Origin of the sequence: Rhodococcus sp. 21391, from assembly GCF_016772255.1 — a bacterium.
In the GTDB taxonomy this organism is placed as follows: domain Bacteria; phylum Actinomycetota; class Actinomycetes; order Mycobacteriales; family Mycobacteriaceae; genus Rhodococcus_F; species Rhodococcus_F opacus.
In genome coordinates, this window is sequence record NZ_CP063781.1 from 568,299 (window position 1) to 585,864 (window position 17,566).

Here is a 17,566-nt window from a genome sequence, read left to right on the forward strand (position 1 = left end):
TGCGCGCACAGTAGTGGTGTACGCACAGCGTGATATTAGTACGCACAGCGTACACCATGCAAGATCTTCGGCGCGTGAACACCCACCGCGTCGCCCAAAACTCGATATCAGCCCAATCCGATCCCCTCCCAGCCCAAGGAGAAACAGATGACCACCACCGAGAGCCCCACCGCAGCCGGATCCGGCTCCGCCGCCACCGACAAGTTCAAGGCCGAGCGCGTCACCGCCGACACCTCGCCGGAGCGGCTCGCGGCCATCGCCAAGGACGCACTCGGCGCACTCAACGACGTGATCCTGAAGCACGGCGTCACCTACCCCGAGTACCGCGTGTTCAAGCAGTGGCTCATCGACGTGGGCGAGGGCGGCGAATGGCCGCTGTTCCTCGACGTGTTCATCGAGCACTCGGTCGAAGAAGTCCTCGCTCGCAGCCGCAAGGGCACCAAGGGCAGCATCGAGGGCCCGTACTACATCGAGAACTCGCCCGAGCTGCCGTCGAAGTGCACCCTGCCGATGCGGGAAGAGGACGAGAAGATCACCCCGCTCGTCTTCTCCGGCCAGGTCACCGATCTCGACGGCAACGGCCTCGCCGGCGCGAAGGTCGAACTGTGGCACGCCGACAACGACGGCTACTACTCGCAGTTCGCTCCGCACCTGCCCGAGTGGAACCTGCGCGGCACCATCATCGCCGACGAGGAGGGCCGCTACGAGATCACCACGATCCAGCCGGCGCCCTACCAGATCCCGACCGACGGCCCGACCGGTCAGTTCATCGAGGCGCAGAACGGTCACCCGTGGCGTCCCGCGCACCTGCACCTCATCGTGTCGGCGCCGGGCAAGGAGTCGGTGACCACGCAGCTGTACTTCAAGGGTGGCGAGTGGATCGACAGCGACGTCGCGTCGGCTACCAAGCCGGAACTCATCCTCGACCCGAAGACCGGTGACGACGGCAAGAACTACGTCACCTACAACTTCGTGCTCGACCCCGCGTGACCCGTTCCGCCCGTAGAGAAAGTGATCCGATGACCGACCTGTCGATCGTCTCCGTCGAAACGACGATCCTCGATGTGCCGTTGGTGCGTCCCCACAAGTTCGCCACCACGTCGATGACGGCGCAGCCGCTGCTGCTCGTCGCCGTCACGACCGCGGGCGGCGTGACCGGTTACGGCGAGGGCGTCGTCCCCGGCGGCCCGTGGTGGGGCGGCGAATCGGTGGAGACGATGCAGGCGATCGTCGAGCGGTATATAGTCCCGGTTCTGCTGGGGCGTGGTGTCGACGAGATCACCGGCATCATGCCGGACATCGAACGAGTCGTCGCCAATGCACGTTTCGCGAAAGCCGCCGTCGACGTCGCGTTGCACGACGCCTGGGCCCGAAGCCTGGGTGTGCCCGTACACACGCTGCTCGGCGGCGCCTTCCGAAAGAGTGTCGACGTCACGTGGGCCCTCGGCGCCGCACCCGCCGAGGAGATCATCGAGGAGGCCCTCGATCTCGTCGAGTCGAAGCGGCACTTCAGTTTCAAGTTGAAGATGGGTGCGCTCGATCCCGCCGTCGACACTGCCCGGGTGGTCCAGATCGCGCAGGCTCTGCAGGGCAAGGCCGGCGTCCGCATCGACGTCAACGCCCGCTGGGACAGGCTCACCGCGCTGAAGTACGTGCCCCGCCTCGTCGACGGCGGCGTCGAACTGATCGAGCAGCCCACACCCGGTGAGCAACTCGAGGTCCTCGCCGAGCTCAACCGACTCGTCCCCGTCCCGGTGATGGCGGACGAGAGCGTGCAGACTCCGCACGACGCCCTCGAGGTCGCACGCCGCGGCGCCGCGGACGTCATCGCCCTCAAGACCACCAAATGTGGCGGCCTGCAGAAGAGCCGCGAGGTGGTCGCAATCGCCAAGGCAGCCGGAATCGCCTGCCACGGAGCCACGTCCATCGAAGGCCCGATCGGGACCGCGGCGTCCATCCACTTCGCGTGCGCGGAACCCGGCATCGACTTCGGCACCGAACTGTTCGGACCGCTGCTGTTCAGCGAGGAGTTGCTGCAGGAACCGATCCGCTACGCCGACGGCCAGGTGTTCCTGCCCGAGGGGCCCGGACTCGGAGTCGAGCTCAACATGGACGCAGTCAAGACCTGGACCAGGAACTAAGGAGCACACCACCCGATGGCACTCTTTCACGTCCGCATGGACGTCGCCATTCCCCGAGACCTCGACCCGAAGGTGCGGGACGAGACCATCGCCAAGGAGAAGGCGTACTCGCAGGAGCTCCAACGCTCCGGCAAGTGGCCCGAGATCTGGCGCATCGTGGGGCAGTACAGCAACATCAGCATCTTCGACGTCGAGTCGGCCGACGAACTGCACGAGATCCTGTGGAACCTTCCACTGTTCCCGTACATGAACATCGAGATCATGCCGCTCACCAAGCACGGTTCCGACGTCAAATAGGCCCTCCGGGCCCGTGCGCGGTCAGCGAGTCTCTGGACTCGTCAACCGCTCACGGGCGCGGAGCGCCTGCGAGCAGCTGGTCCACCGCGCGCACGCTGAGGACGTGGTCGAGTGCCATGGTGGCGCTGCCGACGACGCCCGACAGTTCCCCGTGCGTCCAGGGGAGGATCTGAAGCTGTTGGGTGGCAACGGCGATGGCGTTGCCGTAGAGGGTTTCGCGTAGCCCCGCGACGAACGTGTCGTAGGCCTGCGCCATGTCGCCGCCGACGATCACGACCTCCGGGTTGAGGAGGTTGATCGCGCCCGACAGGACCTCGCCGATCTGCCGCCCGCTCTCACGGATCATCCGCCGCGCCTCGGCGTCCCCGGCCAGGGCGAGCGTGATCACGTCGCGGATGTGGGTGACTTCGCGTCCCTGCTCCTGCAGATTGCGGACCAGCGCCCACCCGCCGGCCACGGCCTCGATACAACCCACATCACCGCAGCGGCACACCACACCTTGTGCCGCTGCGGTTTTCGTGTGCCCGATTTCGCCCGCCGCGCCGAGGGCGCCCCGCTGGAGCACGCCACCGGACACGAGTCCGGCGCCCAGTCCGGTCGACGCCTTGATGAGCAGCATGTCGGCGAAGTCGCGACGTTCTCCGCGCCGCTCCGCCAGCACCATGACGTTGGCGTCGTTGTCGACGAAGACGGGCGCGTCGGTGACGTCGGCGAGGAACGGCTGGAGAGGGACGCCGTCCCAGCCCGACATCATGGGGGAGTTCAGGCTGCACCCGCGTTCGGTGTCGACGGTCCCGGGGAGGCTGATCCCGATCCCGACCGTCCGTCCCGCGGTCTCGCCCAGACTCTCGCGCAGCGCGATGAGGCGTTGCGCGATGACGGGCATCAGCTCGGCCGGGCTGGTGCCGATCTCCTGCTCCACGTCCTCGGAGACGATGACGTCGCCGGCGAGGTCGCAGATGGCCAGTTGGGTGCGGCTCCGGCCGATGGCCGCCGACAACACGACACCGGCCTGAACGTGAAACGAGAGCTTCACCGGCGGCCGACCACCGGTCGAGACGCCCTCCTCGCGTTCGACGACGAGCCCCGACGCCTGCAGCGAAGACACCCGGGCCGCGACAGCGGTGCGGGAGAGGCCGGTGAGGGTGCCGATCTCGGTGCGAGTCGTTGCTTGCCCTGCGCGAATGAGGGCGAAGACGTCGCCACCCGTCGCCGGGGAGGTCGTCGAGCGAGGCGTCCGCATGCAGGCCATTCAACCAACCGGACACGCGTCTGACAACGTAAGGCCGTGATCTTTGTTCGCAGAAATACTTAAGTCTGTATTGATCGAAAGCCAAAGGTCGCCTACTGTCGTCTGTGACGGCCCACACATCCGGCTTTCAGAGGGAGATGACATGTCACCAGCGACCACCGTGGAACCGTGCGATTTCGTCGTGTTCGGCGGAACCGGCGACCTGGCGGTTCGTAAGCTGCTTCCCGCGCTCTACCTGCGCGATCGGGACGGCCAGCTGCCCGCCGAAACCCGCGTGATCGGTGCCTCGCGAGCCGGTCTCGACACCGACGGTTACCGCGACAAGGTGCGGGGAGAACTCGCGCGGTTCGTCTCCAGCGATCAGCTGGATTCGGACACCTGTGAGCGATTTCTCAATCGCCTCGAATACGTCTCCGTCGACGCCGCGGATCCGGCGAACTGGGCGGGCCTGAGCGAGTGTCTCGCCGCCAGGGAAGGGGCGATCCGGGTCTTCTACCTGGCCTGCGCTCCCGGTCTGTTCGGGCCGATCTGTGAGAACCTCGCCCTGAACGGTCTCGCCGACGCGCAGTCCCGCGTCGTGCTGGAGAAGCCGATCGGACACGACGTCGCCTCGGCCCGCGCCGTCAACGACGCGGTCGGCGCCGTGTTCGAGGAATCGCAGATCTTCCGCATCGACCACTACCTCGGCAAGGAAAGCGTCCAGAACCTTCTGGTCACGCGATTCGCCAACACGTTCCTCGAGCCGCTGTGGAACTCCTCGTCCATCGACCACGTGCAGATCAACGTCGCCGAGTCGCTCGGAGTCGGCAGTCGCGGCGGCTACTACGAGTCGGCGGGTGCCCTGCGCGACATGCTGCAGAACCACCTCCTGCAGATGCTCTGCCTCGTCGCGATGGAACCGCCCACCTACGTCGACCGCGAGACCGTCCGAGACGAGAAGCTCAAGGTCCTCCAGGCCCTCAAGCCGATGAGCCCACAGGACGTCGAACGCTGCACGGTCGCAGGCCAGTACGGCCCCGGACTGGCCGACGGGATCGCCGTCCCCGGCTACCAGGAGGACGTCGAGAACCCGGAGAGCGCCACCGAGACGTTCATCGCCGTCAAGGCCGAGATCCAGAACTGGCGTTGGGCCGGCGTGCCGTTCTACCTGCGCACCGGCAAGCGCATGGACCGACGCTGCTCGGAGATCGTGGTGCAGTTCAAGCCCGTCCCGCACCCCATGTTCCCCGGCAGCGAGGGCCACAGCGAACCCAACCGCCTAGTCATCCAGTTGCAGCCCCACGAAGGCATGCGGCTGCACATGACGGCGAAGGAACCCGGACCCGGCGGTATCCGGCTCAAGCCGGTGTCGTTGGACCTCAACTACATCGAAACGTTCAAGCGCCCGTCGCCCGACGCCTACGAGCGGCTGCTGATGGACGTGGTCCGGGGCAACCCGACCCTGTTCATGCGCCGCGACGAGGTCGAGGCCGCCTGGGAGTGGGTCGAGCAGATCCTCGTCGGCTGGAAGAAGTCCGACCGCGCCCCGCGCCGCTACCCGGCCGGCACCAACGGACCCACCGACGCGACCACCCTGATCGAGCGCGACGGCCGCGCCTGGCACGAAGGAGTCACCGCATGACCGACGCACCCACACCGACGGCCGACGTGCACCCCGTCCTCGCCGCTGTCACCGAACGCATCATCGAGCGCAGCAAACCCGAGCGCACGATCTACCTCGACCGCATCCGGGCGGCGGGGGACCGCGGCCCGGCGCGCGGCAAGCTGGCCTGCGCGAACCTCGCGCACGGCTTCGCCGCGTCCGGCCCGGCCGACAAGAAGGCGCTGCGCAGCTTCGTCAAGCCCAACATCGCGATCGTCTCGTCGTACAACGACATGCTGTCGGCGCACCAGCCGTTCGAGCACTTCCCGCGGCAGCTGAAGGCCGCGGTCATGGAGGCCGGTGGCATCGCCCAGTTCGCCGGTGGTGTCCCCGCGATGTGCGACGGCATCACCCAGGGCCGCGACGGCATGCAGCTGTCGCTGTTCAGCCGCGACGTCATCGCGATGGCGACGGCGATCGGACTGTCCCACGACATGTTCGACGGCGCCCTCATGCTCGGTGTGTGCGACAAGATCGTGCCAGGGATGCTCATCGGCGCCCTGGGGTTCGGTCACCTGCCGACGATCTTCGTCCCGGCCGGGCCGATGACGTCCGGTCTGCCCAACAACGAGAAGTCGCGCGTGCGGCAGTTGTACGCGGAGGGCAAGGCCGAACGCGAGGAACTGCTCGACGCGGAGGCGGCGAGTTACCACGGCGCGGGCACGTGCACGTTCTTCGGCACTGCCAACTCCAACCAGCTCCTCATGGAGGTCATGGGCCTGCACCTGCCCGGATCGAGCTTCGTGAACCCCGGTACCCCGCTGCGTGAGGCCCTCACGTCGGAGGCGGGTAGGCGCGTCACCGGTCTCACCGCACTCGGCGACGACTACACGCCGGTCGGTGAGGTCGTGGACGAGAAGGCCGTGGTCAACGGTTGCGTGGCGTTGCTCGCCACCGGCGGTTCGACCAACCACACGATGCACCTCGTGGCGATCGCCCGCGCCGCCGGAATCATCCTCACGTGGGACGACCTGGCGGAACTGTCCGCGGTGGTGCCGCTGCTCGCCCGGATCTACCCCAACGGCTCGGCCGACGTGAACCACTTCCACGCGGCCGGCGGACTCGGCTACGTCGTGTCGTCGATGCTGGACGCGGGACTGCTGCACGAGGACGTGAAGACCGTCGTCGGCCCCGGGCTCCGCCGGTACACCGAGGAACCGAAACTGTCGGGCGAGGGCGTCGAATGGCAGCCGGGCACGCGAATCAGCCTCGACACCAGCGTGTTGCGCGGACCGGAAGATCCGTTCGACGTCAACGGCGGGCTCAAGATGCTCACCGGAAACCTGGGTTCGTGCGTGATGAAGACGTCGGCCGTCCACCCGGACCACCGCGTGGTGACCGCTCCGGCCCGGGTCTTCGACGATCAGCTCGACTTCCTCGCCGCGTTCGAGGCGGGCACGCTGACCGGCGATTTCGTGGCCGTACTCCGGTACCAGGGCCCGCGCGCCAACGGGATGCCCGAATTGCACAAGCTCACACCGGTACTCGGCGTTCTGCAGGACCAGGGCCGGAAGGTCGCGCTGGTCACCGACGGCCGGATGTCCGGCGCCTCCGGGAAGGTTCCCGCCGCCATCCACCTCACCCCCGAGGCGGCCGCGGACGGACCGCTCGCGCGTGTGCGTGACGGTGACGTCCTGACCGTCGACGCCGTGACCGGCTCCGTGAACGTGCACCTCGACGACGAGGAACTGGCCGCCCGCCCGGCGACCGGTCGTGCGCTCGGTGCCGACGAATGGGTCGGCACGGGGCGCGAACTCTTCGCCGGCCTGCGTGCCGCTGTCGGACCGGCCACCCAGGGCGCCAGCGTTTTCCACCCTCAACCCGTCTAAGGAGTATCTCAGTGACGAACAGCCCCTCCCTCCTCGACCGCGTCCCGGTCATCCCCGTCGTCGTCGTGGACGACCTCGGCGACGCAGTGCCGGTGGCCCGCGCCCTGGTGGCCGGCGGCATCCCGATGATCGAACTGACCCTGCGCACACCGTGTGCTCTCGACGCCATCAAGGCGATCGCGAACGAGGTGCCGGAGATCTGCGTCGGCGCGGGCACGATCGTGGAACCGGTGCAGGCCGCGCAGGCGGCCGAAGCGGGAGCACAGTTCCTGGTCTCGCCGGGTAGCACCGAAACTCTGCTGAAGGCGATGACGGACACCGGACTGCCACACCTCCCGGGCGCGGCGACGGTCTCCGAGGTGCTCTTCCTGCTCGAGCGCGGCTATCGCGAACTCAAGTTCTTCCCCGCCGAGGCGTCGGGTGGCGCGAAGTTCCTCGGCTCGATCCACTCACCCGTTCCGGCGGCACGGTTCTGCCCCACCGGCGGTATCTCGACGTCGAACGTCGGGGACTACCTGTCGCTGCCCAACGTCGGCTGCGTCGGCGGATCCTGGCTCACGCCCGCCGACGCCGTGAAGCAGAAGGACTGGGACCGGATCAGCGGCCTCGCGCGTGAGGCGGCGGCACTCGCCCGGTAGCGCGAGAAGCGGCGCGGTACGGTGATGTCGTGCGCGACAGTGACAACGGTGACTCCCCGAGGCCGGGTTCTCAGTCCTCGCTGAAGTCCGCCAACCAACATCGTGTGGTCCGCGCGCTCCAGACGTCGGGTGAGCTCACCCAGGCGGAGATCGCGCGCCGCACCGGGTTGGCGCCCGCCACCGTGTCCAACATGGTCAAGGAATTGACCGCGGCCGGGATGGTTGCCGTGCCGGGCGGCGACCACCCGGGCCAGCGGGGCCGTGCGGTGAAGCTGACCCGCAAGATGGGGCTCGCCGTCGGGATCGACTTCGGGCATCGCCATCTCACCGTGGCCGTCGCCGACATGGCACACGAGGTGCTCGCCGAGGAGCGCGTCGAACTCGGTGCAGGGCACCGCGCCGCGGACGGCGTGGTGCAGGCGGGCGCTCTTCTCGACGCGGCGCTCGATCGCCTCGGCTGCGACCGTACGTCCGTCCTCGCGGTCGGGATGGGTCTGCCCGCTCCGCTCGAGACCGACACCGGCGAGGTCGGTGGCCCGTCGATCCTCCCGGGGTGGGTCGGTGTCGATGCGGCCGCCATCGCGTCGGAGTATCTCGGCACCGCGGTGCAGGTCGACAACGATGCGAACCTCGGCGTACTCGCCGAGCACATGTGGGGAGCGGGCCGCGGAACCACCGATCTCGCCTACATCAAACTGTCCGACGGAGTCGGTGCCGGCCTCGTACTCGACGGCCGGCTGTACCGCGGAAGAGGCGGCACCGCAGGCGAAATCGGCCACCTGACACTCGACGAGTTCGGTCAGGTATGCCGCTGCGGCAATCGCGGCTGCCTCGAGACCCTCGTCGCCTCGCATGTCGTGATCGGGTTGCTGGCCCCGAGTCGCGGTCCCGATCTCACCATCGCCGACATCGTCGCGATGGCCGAGGGCGGCGACGCCGCCTGCATCCGGGTGCTCGCCGACACGGGGCGGCACGTCGGCGTCGCGGTAGCGAGCCTGTGCAACCTCGTCAATCCCGAACGACTCGTCATCGGGGGCGAACTCGCGCTGGCCGGCGAACTTCTGCTCGGGCCGATGCGCGAGGTGGTGGGCCGCTACGCGGTGCCCAGTGCGGTCCGTTCCCTGGACATCCGCGTGGCCGAACTCGGCCCCCGGGCGCAGGTGCTCGGCGCCGTCGCGCTGGGTCTGCGATCTGCGCTTCCGGCCTGACTGTTCGCCGCTGAATTCGCTCCTCTCGCGGACACGGCTCTGCCGCCTTGGGTGTTCATCAGTGAACATAAACCTGGCATAACCGTCTATCCATGTTCATGTCTTGACGATTCCTGTGTTCGTTGCCTACTGTGTTCCACACCACAACGAATGCGCTATCGCGCAGGCCTCGGCTCGATCCGAGACTCGATCACCCCCTTGCTCACGAGGAGTCCCATGACTGAAAACGTCCTGTTGCCCGGCGCGGAATCGTCCGGCGACACAGCAGAGGGCACTTCGGTTCCCGTCCGTATCGCGGTCGTCGCCGCACTCGGCGGGTTGCTGTTCGGCTACGACAGTGCGGTGATCAACGGCGCGGTGTCGGCGATCGAGGGCAAGTTCCAGGTCGATTCCGCCCTCCTCGGATTCGCGATCGCCTCGGCGCTGCTGGGCGCCGCGGCGGGAGCGATGCTGGCCGGCCGGATCGCCGACCGGTACGGACGCCTCGTCACCATGCGGGCCGCTGCCGTGATGTTCCTGCTGAGCGCCATAGGCACCGGATTCGCGGCCAACGTCGAGATACTGGTGACGTTCCGGATCGTCGGCGGCATCGGCGTGGGTCTGGCCTCGGTCATCGCACCCGCCTACATCGCCGAGATCTCGCCCGCCCGGGTCCGGGGACGTCTCGGGTCGCTGCAGCAACTTGCGATCGTCACGGGGATCTTCGTCTCGCTCCTGGTCGACTACGCCCTCGCTGCCCTCGCCGGCGGGTCGCAGGAAGAACTCTGGTTCGGGCTCGAGGCCTGGCGCTGGATGTTCCTCGCGATGTGCGTGCCCGCACTGGCCTACGGACTGCTGTCGCTGACGATTCCCGAATCCCCCCGCTATCTGATCGCCCAGGGCCGCCTCGGCGAGGCCCGCGGCATCCTCGCGGTCCTGCTCGGCGAGAAGGGACTGGACCTCAAGATCGAGAGCATCCGCTCGACGCTGGCCCGTGAGACGCAACCGTCGATCCGTGATCTGAAGGGCTCCGCGTTCGGCCTGATGCCGATCGTGTGGATCGGCATCGGACTCTCCGTCTTCCAGCAGTTCGTCGGTATCAACGTGATCTTCTACTACTCCAGCGTCCTGTGGCAGGCCGTCGGTTTCGACGAGGGCAGCTCCCTGCAGATCACGGTCATCACGTCGGTGGTCAACATCGCCACCACCCTCATCGCCATCGCGTACATCGACCGTGTGGGCCGGCGACCGCTGCTGATCATCGGCTCCGCCGGTATGGCCGTGACGCTCGCGACCATGGCGTTCATCTTCGGAACCGCGTCCACCACCGTCGTGGACGGCGTCACGACGCCGCACCTGACCGGACTGCAGGGCCCGATCGCCCTCGTCGCCGCCAACCTCTTCGTGGTGGCCTTCGGAATGTCCTGGGGCCCCGTGGTGTGGGTCCTGCTCGGTGAGGCGTTCCCCAACCGCATCCGCGCCGCCGCCCTCTCCCTCGCGGCGGGCGCCCAGTGGGCCGCGAACTGGCTCATCACCGTGACATTCCCGTCCATGAAGGACTTCTCGCTGGGAATCTCCTACGGCTTCTACGCCGTGTGCGCCGTGCTGTCACTCGTCTTCGTATTGCGCTGGGTCAAGGAGACGAAGGGCGTGGAACTCGAAGCCATGCAATCGGATTCGGTCGCATAAGATTCACCGAGCTACGAGGAAGACACCCGCGAGTACCTCACTCGTGGGTGTCTTCTTCGTCCTTCATCTGCTCGACCGCCGTCGCGGATTCGCTCACGATCGCACGCATGGCCGCCTCCGCCGCGTCGGCGTCGCCCATCTGAATGGACGACGCCACCACGCCGTGCAGGCGGATTGCTTCGGTCTCGGCGACGTGCGGCATCAGCGAGTGCCGGGTGCGGCCCTCGAGCACCTCCACGACGATCTGCGACATCGCGCGCAACAGGGGATTCCCCGACGCGGTCAGCAGCGTGCGGTGAAAATCGGAGTCGTGGGCCAGGTAGGCGTCCGTGTCCGCGGCGCGGGACGTCGACGACATTCCGATGACGGCCGCCGTCAGCGCCCCGCACTGTTCCGGTGTCGCCCGCGTTGCCGCGAGACGCGCGGCGAGCGGTTCGATACCCGACCGCAGTTCGCTCAGGCTCGACAGTTGTTCGAACCGCTGCGGGCCGGCAAGTTTCCACCGAATCACGCTCGGATCCAGTGAATTCCAGTGCTCCTCACCCAGGACGGTGATCCCGACGCGACGTCGGACGGCCAGCAATCCGAGCGATTCGAGGACGCGGACCACCTCGCGGACGACGGTGCGGGAGACCGAGTACTGGGTGACCACGTCGTCGGCGGAGATCCGGGTGCCGGGTGCGACGACTCCGGCCACGATGTCGCTACCCAGCCGATCGAGCACGGTTTCGTGCAATTGCCGGTACTCGCCGCCGTCTGCGTTGGTCATCCGCCGATGTTCCCACGGTTGCCCCCATTGAACACACGTTGGCGCGCGATTCAGACTCTAAGTAGTACTTAATCTGGTTGAGCCTTGAAATCATATGGTTTATGAGGCAGAGTGACCTGAGTCACGAACAAGGGTCATTCCAACACCGATCTCCCTGGAGCAACAGAATGAGTACCGCGTCACTACTCGCAGCGGCCGACAGTGCCGGCCACGACGCGCGGCTGATCACGGCCGCCGTCGTCGGCGTCGCCGTCATCATCGCGCTGATCACCTGGCTCAAACTCCATCCGTTCCTCGCGCTGTCGATCGGCGCCGTCGGCGTCGGCATCGCCGCAGGTCTGGGTGGGCAAGATTCGGTGAAGTCGTTCGTCGAGGGCTTCGGGGCCACGATGGGCAGCGTCGGAATCCTGATCGGATTCGGTGCCATGTTCGGCAAGTTGCTCGCCGATTCCGGTGGCGCCGACCGCGTCGTCGACACCCTCGTCGGACGGGCGGGCCCGCGGACGCTGCCGTGGATGATGGCGCTGGTCGGCGCCGTGATCGGCCTGCCGATGTTCTTCGAGATCGGCCTCGTGCTGTTGATGCCCGTCATCATTCTGGTCGCGCGTCGTTCGGGGCTGTCGCTGATGCGGATCGCGATTCCCACGCTGGCAGGTCTGTCGGCCATGCACGGTCTCGTTCCGCCGCACCCCGGGCCACTGGTCGCGGTGGCGGCCCTGAACGCCAACCTCGGACTCACCCTCGCCCTCGGCGTCCTCGTCGCGATTCCCACCGTCGTCATCGCCGGGCCGCTGTTCAGCAAGCTGGCGGCACGCTGGGTGGACGTTCCCGTCCCCGAGCTCTACGTGACCGTCGAGGACCGGGAAGGCGCGGAAGCCGCCGCCGAGCGTCGCCGGCCCAGCTTCGCGGCAACCCTGTCCGCGATCCTGCTGCCTGTCGTCCTGATGCTGGGCAAGGCGATCGCCGACGTCATCGCCGCCGACTCGGAGTCGCCCGCGAAGGCGCTGCTCGACTTCCTCGGAACGCCGGTCGTGGCCCTCGGTCTCGCGGTGCTCGCCGGGATGGCGCTCCTCGGCCGGGGTGGCGGCATGGACCGCAAGGCCATCGCCGGCTCGCTGGAGAGTTCACTGCCCCCGATCGCCGGAATCCTCCTCATCGTCGGCGCCGGCGGCGGATTCAAGCAGGTCCTGATCGACACCGGCATCGCCGACGTGATCGCCGACGCGATCAAGGACAGCGCCCTTCCCGTGCTGTTCCTCGCCTGGCTCGTGGCCGTGCTCATCCGCGTCGCCACCGGATCGGCCACCGTCGCGACCGTCACCGCGTCCGGAATCCTCGCACCCGTCGCCGCCGAACTGACCTCCACGCACGTCTCGCTGATGGTGCTGGCGATCGGGTCCGGCTCGCTGTTCCTGTCGCACGTCAACGACGCGGGATTCTGGCTCGTGAAGGAATACCTCGGCGTCACGGTGGTACAGAACCTGAAGACGTGGACGGTGATGGAATGCATCATCTCCGTCACCGGTCTGGCCGGTGTCCTCGCACTGAGCGTATTCATCTAGAGGGGCTGAGAAATGTCGAGTGAGGTTGGTGAGATGCACGTGAGTACGCGCGAATCTGCAGGACGCACGCCGCAGACCGCGGATCCAGTCCTGGTGCTGATGGGCGTGTCGGGGTCCGGGAAGTCGACGGTCGCGGGGATCATCGCCGGCGCCATGGGCTGGGACCTGCAGGAGGGAGACGCCCTGCACCCACCCGCGAATGTCGCGAAGATGGCGTCGGGGCAGCCGTTGACCGACGAGGACCGCTGGCCGTGGCTCGATGTCGTCGCGGGGTGGATTCGGGAACACACCGAGAACGGTCTTCCCGGGGTCATCACCTGCTCGGCGCTGAAGCGCAGCTACCGCGATGTGTTGCGGGGCGCCAACGTCGTCTTCGTGCATCTCGCCGGGTCGCGGGCGCAGATCGGGGAACGGCTGACCGCCCGGCTCGACCACTTCATGCCCCCGTCGTTGCTGGACACGCAGATCTCGACGCTCGAACCGATCGAGCCGGACGAGGACGCGATCGTGGTGGACGTGGGCGGATCGCCCACCCAGGTGGCGACCGAGATCATCGCTCGGCTGGAGGAGCGACTGGCTCGGTGAACCTCCGGCAATCGGACGAAAATCAGTCGAAGTCGCTCGGCAACGGGCGACTTCGACTTACCGTGGCGGGAGGTCTCGGGGAGCGGACGTGACAGTTTCGGGTGCGTTTCTCTCCGGATCGCCCTAGGGTGTCCACTTGGCTGGACAAGCGTCCGATACAACGGAGGGCAGTATGCGAACGCGTGAATCGATCGTGTGGCACTGGAATGTCAGTCGGCGGGCGCGCATGACGTTCTGGTTTGCCAGGGCTTTCGTCAAACCGCTGTTCACGATATGGCCGACGACGGACCGCGGCATCGAACTGCTGGCGACCCTCGACGAGCTGATCGACCGGCTTCCCAAGCCGAAGGGCCTCGACATCGAGGCGATCTCGCTCGGCGGGGTGCCGTGCGAGAAGATCACCCATCCGCGACCCACGATCACCTCGATGGACGGCGCCACCATCCTCTACTTCCACGGCGGCGGATTCGTGTTCTGCGGTCTGGCCACCCACCGGGCGCTGTGCGGACTGCTCGCCGCGCGTTCGGGTGCGCCCGTCGTCTCCGTCGAGTACCGGCAGCTTCCCAAGGGGGCGATCGGGGCGTCCCTGGTAGATGCGATGACCGCGTACACCGAGGTGCTGAACGTTTGCGACGACCCCAGCAGGGTGATCGTCGCGGGGGACTCGGCGGGTGGATATCTCGCGATGAAGGTCGCGGAAGTTGCCGCATTGCGGGGCCTCACCCGCCCGGCGGCCGTCATCGGGTACTCCCCGCTGCTCAACCTCGACCTCGAGGATCACGACCCCGATTTCCTGAAGCGCGACGCATACCTGCCGATGTCGCAGGTGGCCAAGCTGAAGGATCGCTGGCTGGCCGGGCCCGATCAGATTCCGGGAGCGCAGTCTCCGGTGAACGCGGATCCTGCGCTGTTCCCGCCCGTCTTCCTCACCGCCGCGGAGTACGAGATCATGCGGCCCGACGTCGAGATCATCACCGACAGGTTCGACCGCGAGGGGCGGCAGATCGAGACCCATCTGTGGAGTGGGCAGATCCACGCGTTCCCGGTGATCGGCAAGGTGCTGCGGGAGAGTCGCACGATCATCGGACTCACCGTCGACTTCGCGTCCCGCGCGCTCACGGAGTCGAAGCGCCACTCGGCCTGAACGAGCAGAACGGGTGGGCCTGTGCCCACCCGTTCTGCCGTTCGGGTCCTATGCGGGGTTGAGCACCCTGCGAAGCAGCGGTGACACCGTGATCAGCAATCCCAGCAACGCGACTCCCGTGACCAGCACGAGGCCGGAGTGGAACTGGTGGAACCCGGCGCCGCTGATACCGGTGGCCGTGTGCGAGCCGGCGGTGACGAGCGCGGTGGTGAGTGCCAGCACGAGCGCTGCACCGACCTGTGCGGACGTCTGCACGAGGCCCGACGCCAACCCCTGCTCGGAGTCGTCGACGCCCGACGTGGCCTGGGCCATGATCGACGTGAAGCCCAGCGCGAAACCGACGCCCAGTAGCAGCACGCTCGGCAGGATCGCGACCGCGTAGTGGGGCTGGTCGCTCCCGGCGAAGAGGAACCACAGGTAGCCGAGGCTCAACGAGGTCAGTGCCGCGATGATCATGCGTGCCGTGCCGAACGCGTCGATCAGACGTCCGACGAACGGCGATCCGAAGGCCACGATGATGCCGGCGGGCAGGAGACCCAGCGCCATCTCCAGCGGCGACCATTCGAGCACCGACTGCAGGAAGATGGTCATCATGAACTGGAAGCTCAGGTAGGAGCCGAACAGCGCGACGATGCTGAGGTTCGCCCGCACGATCGAGCCGACCCGGAGGATGCTCAGACGCACCAGCGGGTGCGCCACCCGGTTCTCCACGACGAAGAACGACGCCAGCAGGGCTGCGGCCAGTGCGAACGAGCCCAGCGTGAGCGGATCGGCCCAGCCGCGGGCCGGTGCCGACACCACGGTGTAGACGGCGAGCAGCATCCCCGACACCAGCGTGGCGGCTCCCACGATGTCGTGTCCGCCGTTGTCGGCGGCGCGGTCGCGGGGGATCAGGACGGCGCCCGCGACCAGGGCGAGAACCGCGAACGGCACCGGCATCAGGAAGGTCCAGCGCCACCCGGCGCTGGTCAGCAGTCCGCCCAGGATCAGGCCGGACGAGTAGCCGCTGGCTCCGAAGACGGAGAAGATCGACAGGGCCCGGTTGCGGGCGGGCCCCTCCTTGAACGTGGTGGTGAGGATGGACATCGCGGTCGGCGCGGTGAACGCTGCGGCGAGTCCCTTCACGAAGCGGCTCGCGATGAGCAGCGTGCCGTTGTCGACGAGTCCGCCGACCAGGGACGCGATCGCGAACACGGTGAGTGCGATCAAGAAGACGCGGCGGCGTCCGAGGAGGTCGGCAGTGCGTCCGCCCAGCAGCAGCAGACCACCGAATCCGAGTACGTATCCGTTGATGATCCATTGGAGCGAGGTGGTGGACAGCCCCAACTCGGTTCCGATGGAGGGCAACGCAACACCCACCATCGAGACGTCGAGACCGTCGAGGAACATGACGAGGCACAGCACGGCCAGGACGCCCCAGAGGCGGGGTGTCCAGGCCTGGTCGGTCGACGGGGTGGCGGTGGCGCCCGACGAGGTGGCGAGGTCCGGGGTGGCGTCGCTGATAGTGACAGAGAGAATGTAGATGCACGTGCAATAAATGCGCAAGCACTAATTTCGTTTGCATTTAATTCGCTTGCACCTTTTGCGTGCGCGCGCTAGGGTGCGGGGCATGAGCTCTGAAGCGGACCTGCGCGGCACGTGGCGGCTGCTCGCGAGCAGATACAACGAGATCGCCTGCGAGTTGGATCGTGAGATGCAACACGCTCACGGCCTGAGCATGAGTGATTTCGAGACGCTCGACCGACTGATGGACGCCACCTGCGAGCGACCTCGGATGCAGGACCTGGCGGCCGAGATGTACCTCAGCCCCAGCGCCCTGTCCCGGAGTGTGGCCCGGCTGGAGAAGGCGGGCCTGGTCGCGAGGTCGCTGTGTGAGGCGGACCGGCGAGGTGTGTTCGTCGACGTCACCGACGCCGGCCGCGAGGTGCACGCCGACGCCAAGAAGATTCAGGTGGGCGTGCTCACCGAAAGGCTTTCGGACGCAACCTGACCCGTCAGGTCAGTGAGGTGGGTGTCGCGTAGTCGTCGGACGGGAATTCGCCGTCGACGACGGCTGTCACCACGGTGTTCTCGAGCGTGATCGCCCCTCCGTGATTGTCCAGGAATGCCGTGTCCGCGGCGTCGCGACCCGTCGCGATCCGCAGGAGTGCCGAACGCGGAGCCAATCGGGTCGCGTCGACCACACGCCATTCGTGATCAACGAACGCCTCGACGACGGCATGGAAGTCCATCGGATCGCACCCCGGCGCGTACACGGCCACCAGCCGCGCCGGAATGGTGACGGCCCGCAGAAGCGCCACCGTGAGGTGGGCGAAGTCACGGCACACGCCCGCCCCGGACAGCATCGTGTCGACGGCGCTGTCGGTGGATCTGCTCGAACCCGCCTGGTACAGCAATCGCGACCCCACCCACGAGGTGATGTCCTGCAGTAGTTCCGGGTGCGGCTTGGACAGATTGAATTCGCCGCCGGTGAAACCGAAGAACTTGTCCGCCTCTGCATATCGGCTCGGGCGCAGATACTTCGACAGGTCGTAGTCGGTGACCGGAGGCGAATCAGCTTTACCCGCAACTGAAGCCGAGTACTCGACGTGTAGCGATCCAGGTTCACTGTCCAGGAGGTGGACGCGAGTGCCGTGCTCCGCCAACATCTCTCGTGCATCCACACGATGACCGTCGAGGGTGAACGTCAGCGATTCCGACAACTCCGAACCGGGGGTCCGGGCCACCGCGATTTTGAATTCGAGACTGGTGGCGTCGGTGACCTCGATGTCGAGAGTGGCGCTGACGTGACGTTTCATCAGCCCATCCTGGCATCCATCGGCCGGGGGTGC

16 protein-coding genes are annotated in these 17,566 nt (G+C 67.1%); 12 read left to right on the plus strand and 4 right to left on the minus strand.

Annotated elements, in window-relative coordinates; translation table 11 throughout:
* Nucleotides 1-147: 147 nt before the first annotated feature.
* The 3 genes from catA to catC are packed head-to-tail and all read left to right on the plus strand — an operon-like array spanning nucleotide 148 to nucleotide 2,438.
* The gene (catA, locus tag GO592_RS02645; RefSeq protein WP_005264057.1) at nucleotides 148-990 is read left to right on the plus strand and encodes a catechol 1,2-dioxygenase; all 843 of its coding nucleotides are present in this window, start codon (nucleotides 148-150) and stop codon (nucleotides 988-990) included.
* A gap of 29 nt (nucleotides 991-1,019) precedes the next feature.
* Complete coding sequence (locus tag GO592_RS02650) at nucleotides 1,020-2,141, plus strand: muconate/chloromuconate family cycloisomerase (protein WP_007297202.1); 1,122 nt, start codon at nucleotides 1,020-1,022, stop codon at nucleotides 2,139-2,141.
* 15 nt (nucleotides 2,142-2,156) lie between these two features.
* On the plus strand, nucleotides 2,157-2,438 hold the full coding sequence (catC, locus tag GO592_RS02655; RefSeq protein WP_005573881.1) for a muconolactone Delta-isomerase: 282 nt from the start codon (nucleotides 2,157-2,159) through the stop codon (nucleotides 2,436-2,438).
* Between the two features lie 49 nt (nucleotides 2,439-2,487).
* Here the strand turns inward: catC and GO592_RS02660 are convergent, their stop codons facing one another.
* Nucleotides 2,488-3,681 carry an ROK family transcriptional regulator gene (locus GO592_RS02660; protein WP_007297203.1) on the minus strand — a complete coding sequence of 398 codons (1,194 nt, stop codon included), beginning with the start codon at nucleotides 3,679-3,681 and terminating at the stop codon, nucleotides 2,488-2,490.
* 151 nt (nucleotides 3,682-3,832) lie between these two features.
* Between GO592_RS02660 and zwf the strand changes: the two genes are divergently transcribed.
* The 5 genes from zwf to GO592_RS02685 all read left to right on the plus strand — a co-directional run bounded on the left by zwf (nucleotide 3,833) and on the right by GO592_RS02685 (nucleotide 10,675).
* Entirely contained in the window at nucleotides 3,833-5,311 is a 1,479-nt protein-coding gene (zwf, locus tag GO592_RS02665; RefSeq protein ID WP_007297204.1) for a glucose-6-phosphate dehydrogenase, read from the plus strand.
* The gene (edd, locus tag GO592_RS02670) at nucleotides 5,308-7,161 is read left to right on the plus strand and encodes a phosphogluconate dehydratase (protein ID WP_005264062.1); all 1,854 of its coding nucleotides are present in this window, start codon (nucleotides 5,308-5,310) and stop codon (nucleotides 7,159-7,161) included. Before zwf ends, edd begins: the two co-directional genes overlap by 4 nt.
* An 11-nt stretch (nucleotides 7,162-7,172) precedes the next feature.
* The gene (eda, locus tag GO592_RS02675; RefSeq protein ID WP_007297205.1) at nucleotides 7,173-7,799 is read left to right on the plus strand and encodes a bifunctional 4-hydroxy-2-oxoglutarate aldolase/2-dehydro-3-deoxy-phosphogluconate aldolase; all 627 of its coding nucleotides are present in this window, start codon (nucleotides 7,173-7,175) and stop codon (nucleotides 7,797-7,799) included.
* Nucleotides 7,800-7,828: 29 nt separating this feature from the next.
* Nucleotides 7,829-9,007 carry an ROK family transcriptional regulator gene (locus GO592_RS02680; RefSeq protein ID WP_005573886.1) on the plus strand — a complete coding sequence of 393 codons (1,179 nt, stop codon included), beginning with the start codon at nucleotides 7,829-7,831 and terminating at the stop codon, nucleotides 9,005-9,007.
* Nucleotides 9,008-9,223: 216 nt separating this feature from the next.
* Nucleotides 9,224-10,675 (plus strand): sugar porter family MFS transporter, encoded by a 1,452-nt coding sequence (locus GO592_RS02685; protein ID WP_007297206.1) that lies wholly within the window; start codon nucleotides 9,224-9,226, stop codon nucleotides 10,673-10,675.
* Between the two features lie 37 nt (nucleotides 10,676-10,712).
* Here GO592_RS02685 and GO592_RS02690 read toward each other — a convergent pair whose 3' ends face one another.
* The gene (locus GO592_RS02690) at nucleotides 10,713-11,444 is read right to left on the minus strand and encodes a FadR/GntR family transcriptional regulator (protein WP_005251406.1); all 732 of its coding nucleotides are present in this window, start codon (nucleotides 11,442-11,444) and stop codon (nucleotides 10,713-10,715) included.
* A gap of 167 nt (nucleotides 11,445-11,611) precedes the next feature.
* Between GO592_RS02690 and GO592_RS02695 the strand changes: the two genes are divergently transcribed.
* The 3 genes from GO592_RS02695 (at nucleotide 11,612) to GO592_RS02705 (ending at nucleotide 14,735) form a co-directional block, all read left to right on the plus strand.
* A complete protein-coding gene (locus GO592_RS02695) occupies nucleotides 11,612-13,006 on the plus strand; it encodes a GntP family permease (protein WP_005264067.1) in 1,395 nt (464 codons plus the stop codon).
* A gap of 33 nt (nucleotides 13,007-13,039) precedes the next feature.
* Nucleotides 13,040-13,591, plus strand: coding sequence for a gluconokinase (locus GO592_RS02700; protein WP_007297207.1), 552 nt, complete (start codon nucleotides 13,040-13,042; stop codon nucleotides 13,589-13,591).
* A gap of 172 nt (nucleotides 13,592-13,763) precedes the next feature.
* Complete coding sequence (locus tag GO592_RS02705; RefSeq protein WP_007297208.1) at nucleotides 13,764-14,735, plus strand: alpha/beta hydrolase; 972 nt, start codon at nucleotides 13,764-13,766, stop codon at nucleotides 14,733-14,735.
* 48 nt (nucleotides 14,736-14,783) lie between these two features.
* On the opposite strand, the gene GO592_RS02710 is transcribed toward GO592_RS02705, so the two are convergent.
* Nucleotides 14,784-16,280, minus strand: a complete 1,497-nt coding sequence (locus GO592_RS02710) for an MFS transporter (RefSeq protein WP_007297209.1) — start codon at nucleotides 16,278-16,280, stop codon at nucleotides 14,784-14,786.
* 64 nt (nucleotides 16,281-16,344) lie between these two features.
* On the opposite strand from GO592_RS02710, the gene GO592_RS02715 reads away from it, so the two are divergent.
* Entirely contained in the window at nucleotides 16,345-16,725 is a 381-nt protein-coding gene (locus GO592_RS02715; RefSeq protein ID WP_005264071.1) for a MarR family winged helix-turn-helix transcriptional regulator, read from the plus strand.
* A gap of 4 nt (nucleotides 16,726-16,729) precedes the next feature.
* Here the strand turns inward: GO592_RS02715 and GO592_RS02720 are convergent, their stop codons facing one another.
* A complete protein-coding gene (locus tag GO592_RS02720) occupies nucleotides 16,730-17,533 on the minus strand; it encodes a transglutaminase-like domain-containing protein (protein ID WP_007297210.1) in 804 nt (267 codons plus the stop codon).
* Between the last annotated feature and the right edge of the window lie 33 nt (nucleotides 17,534-17,566).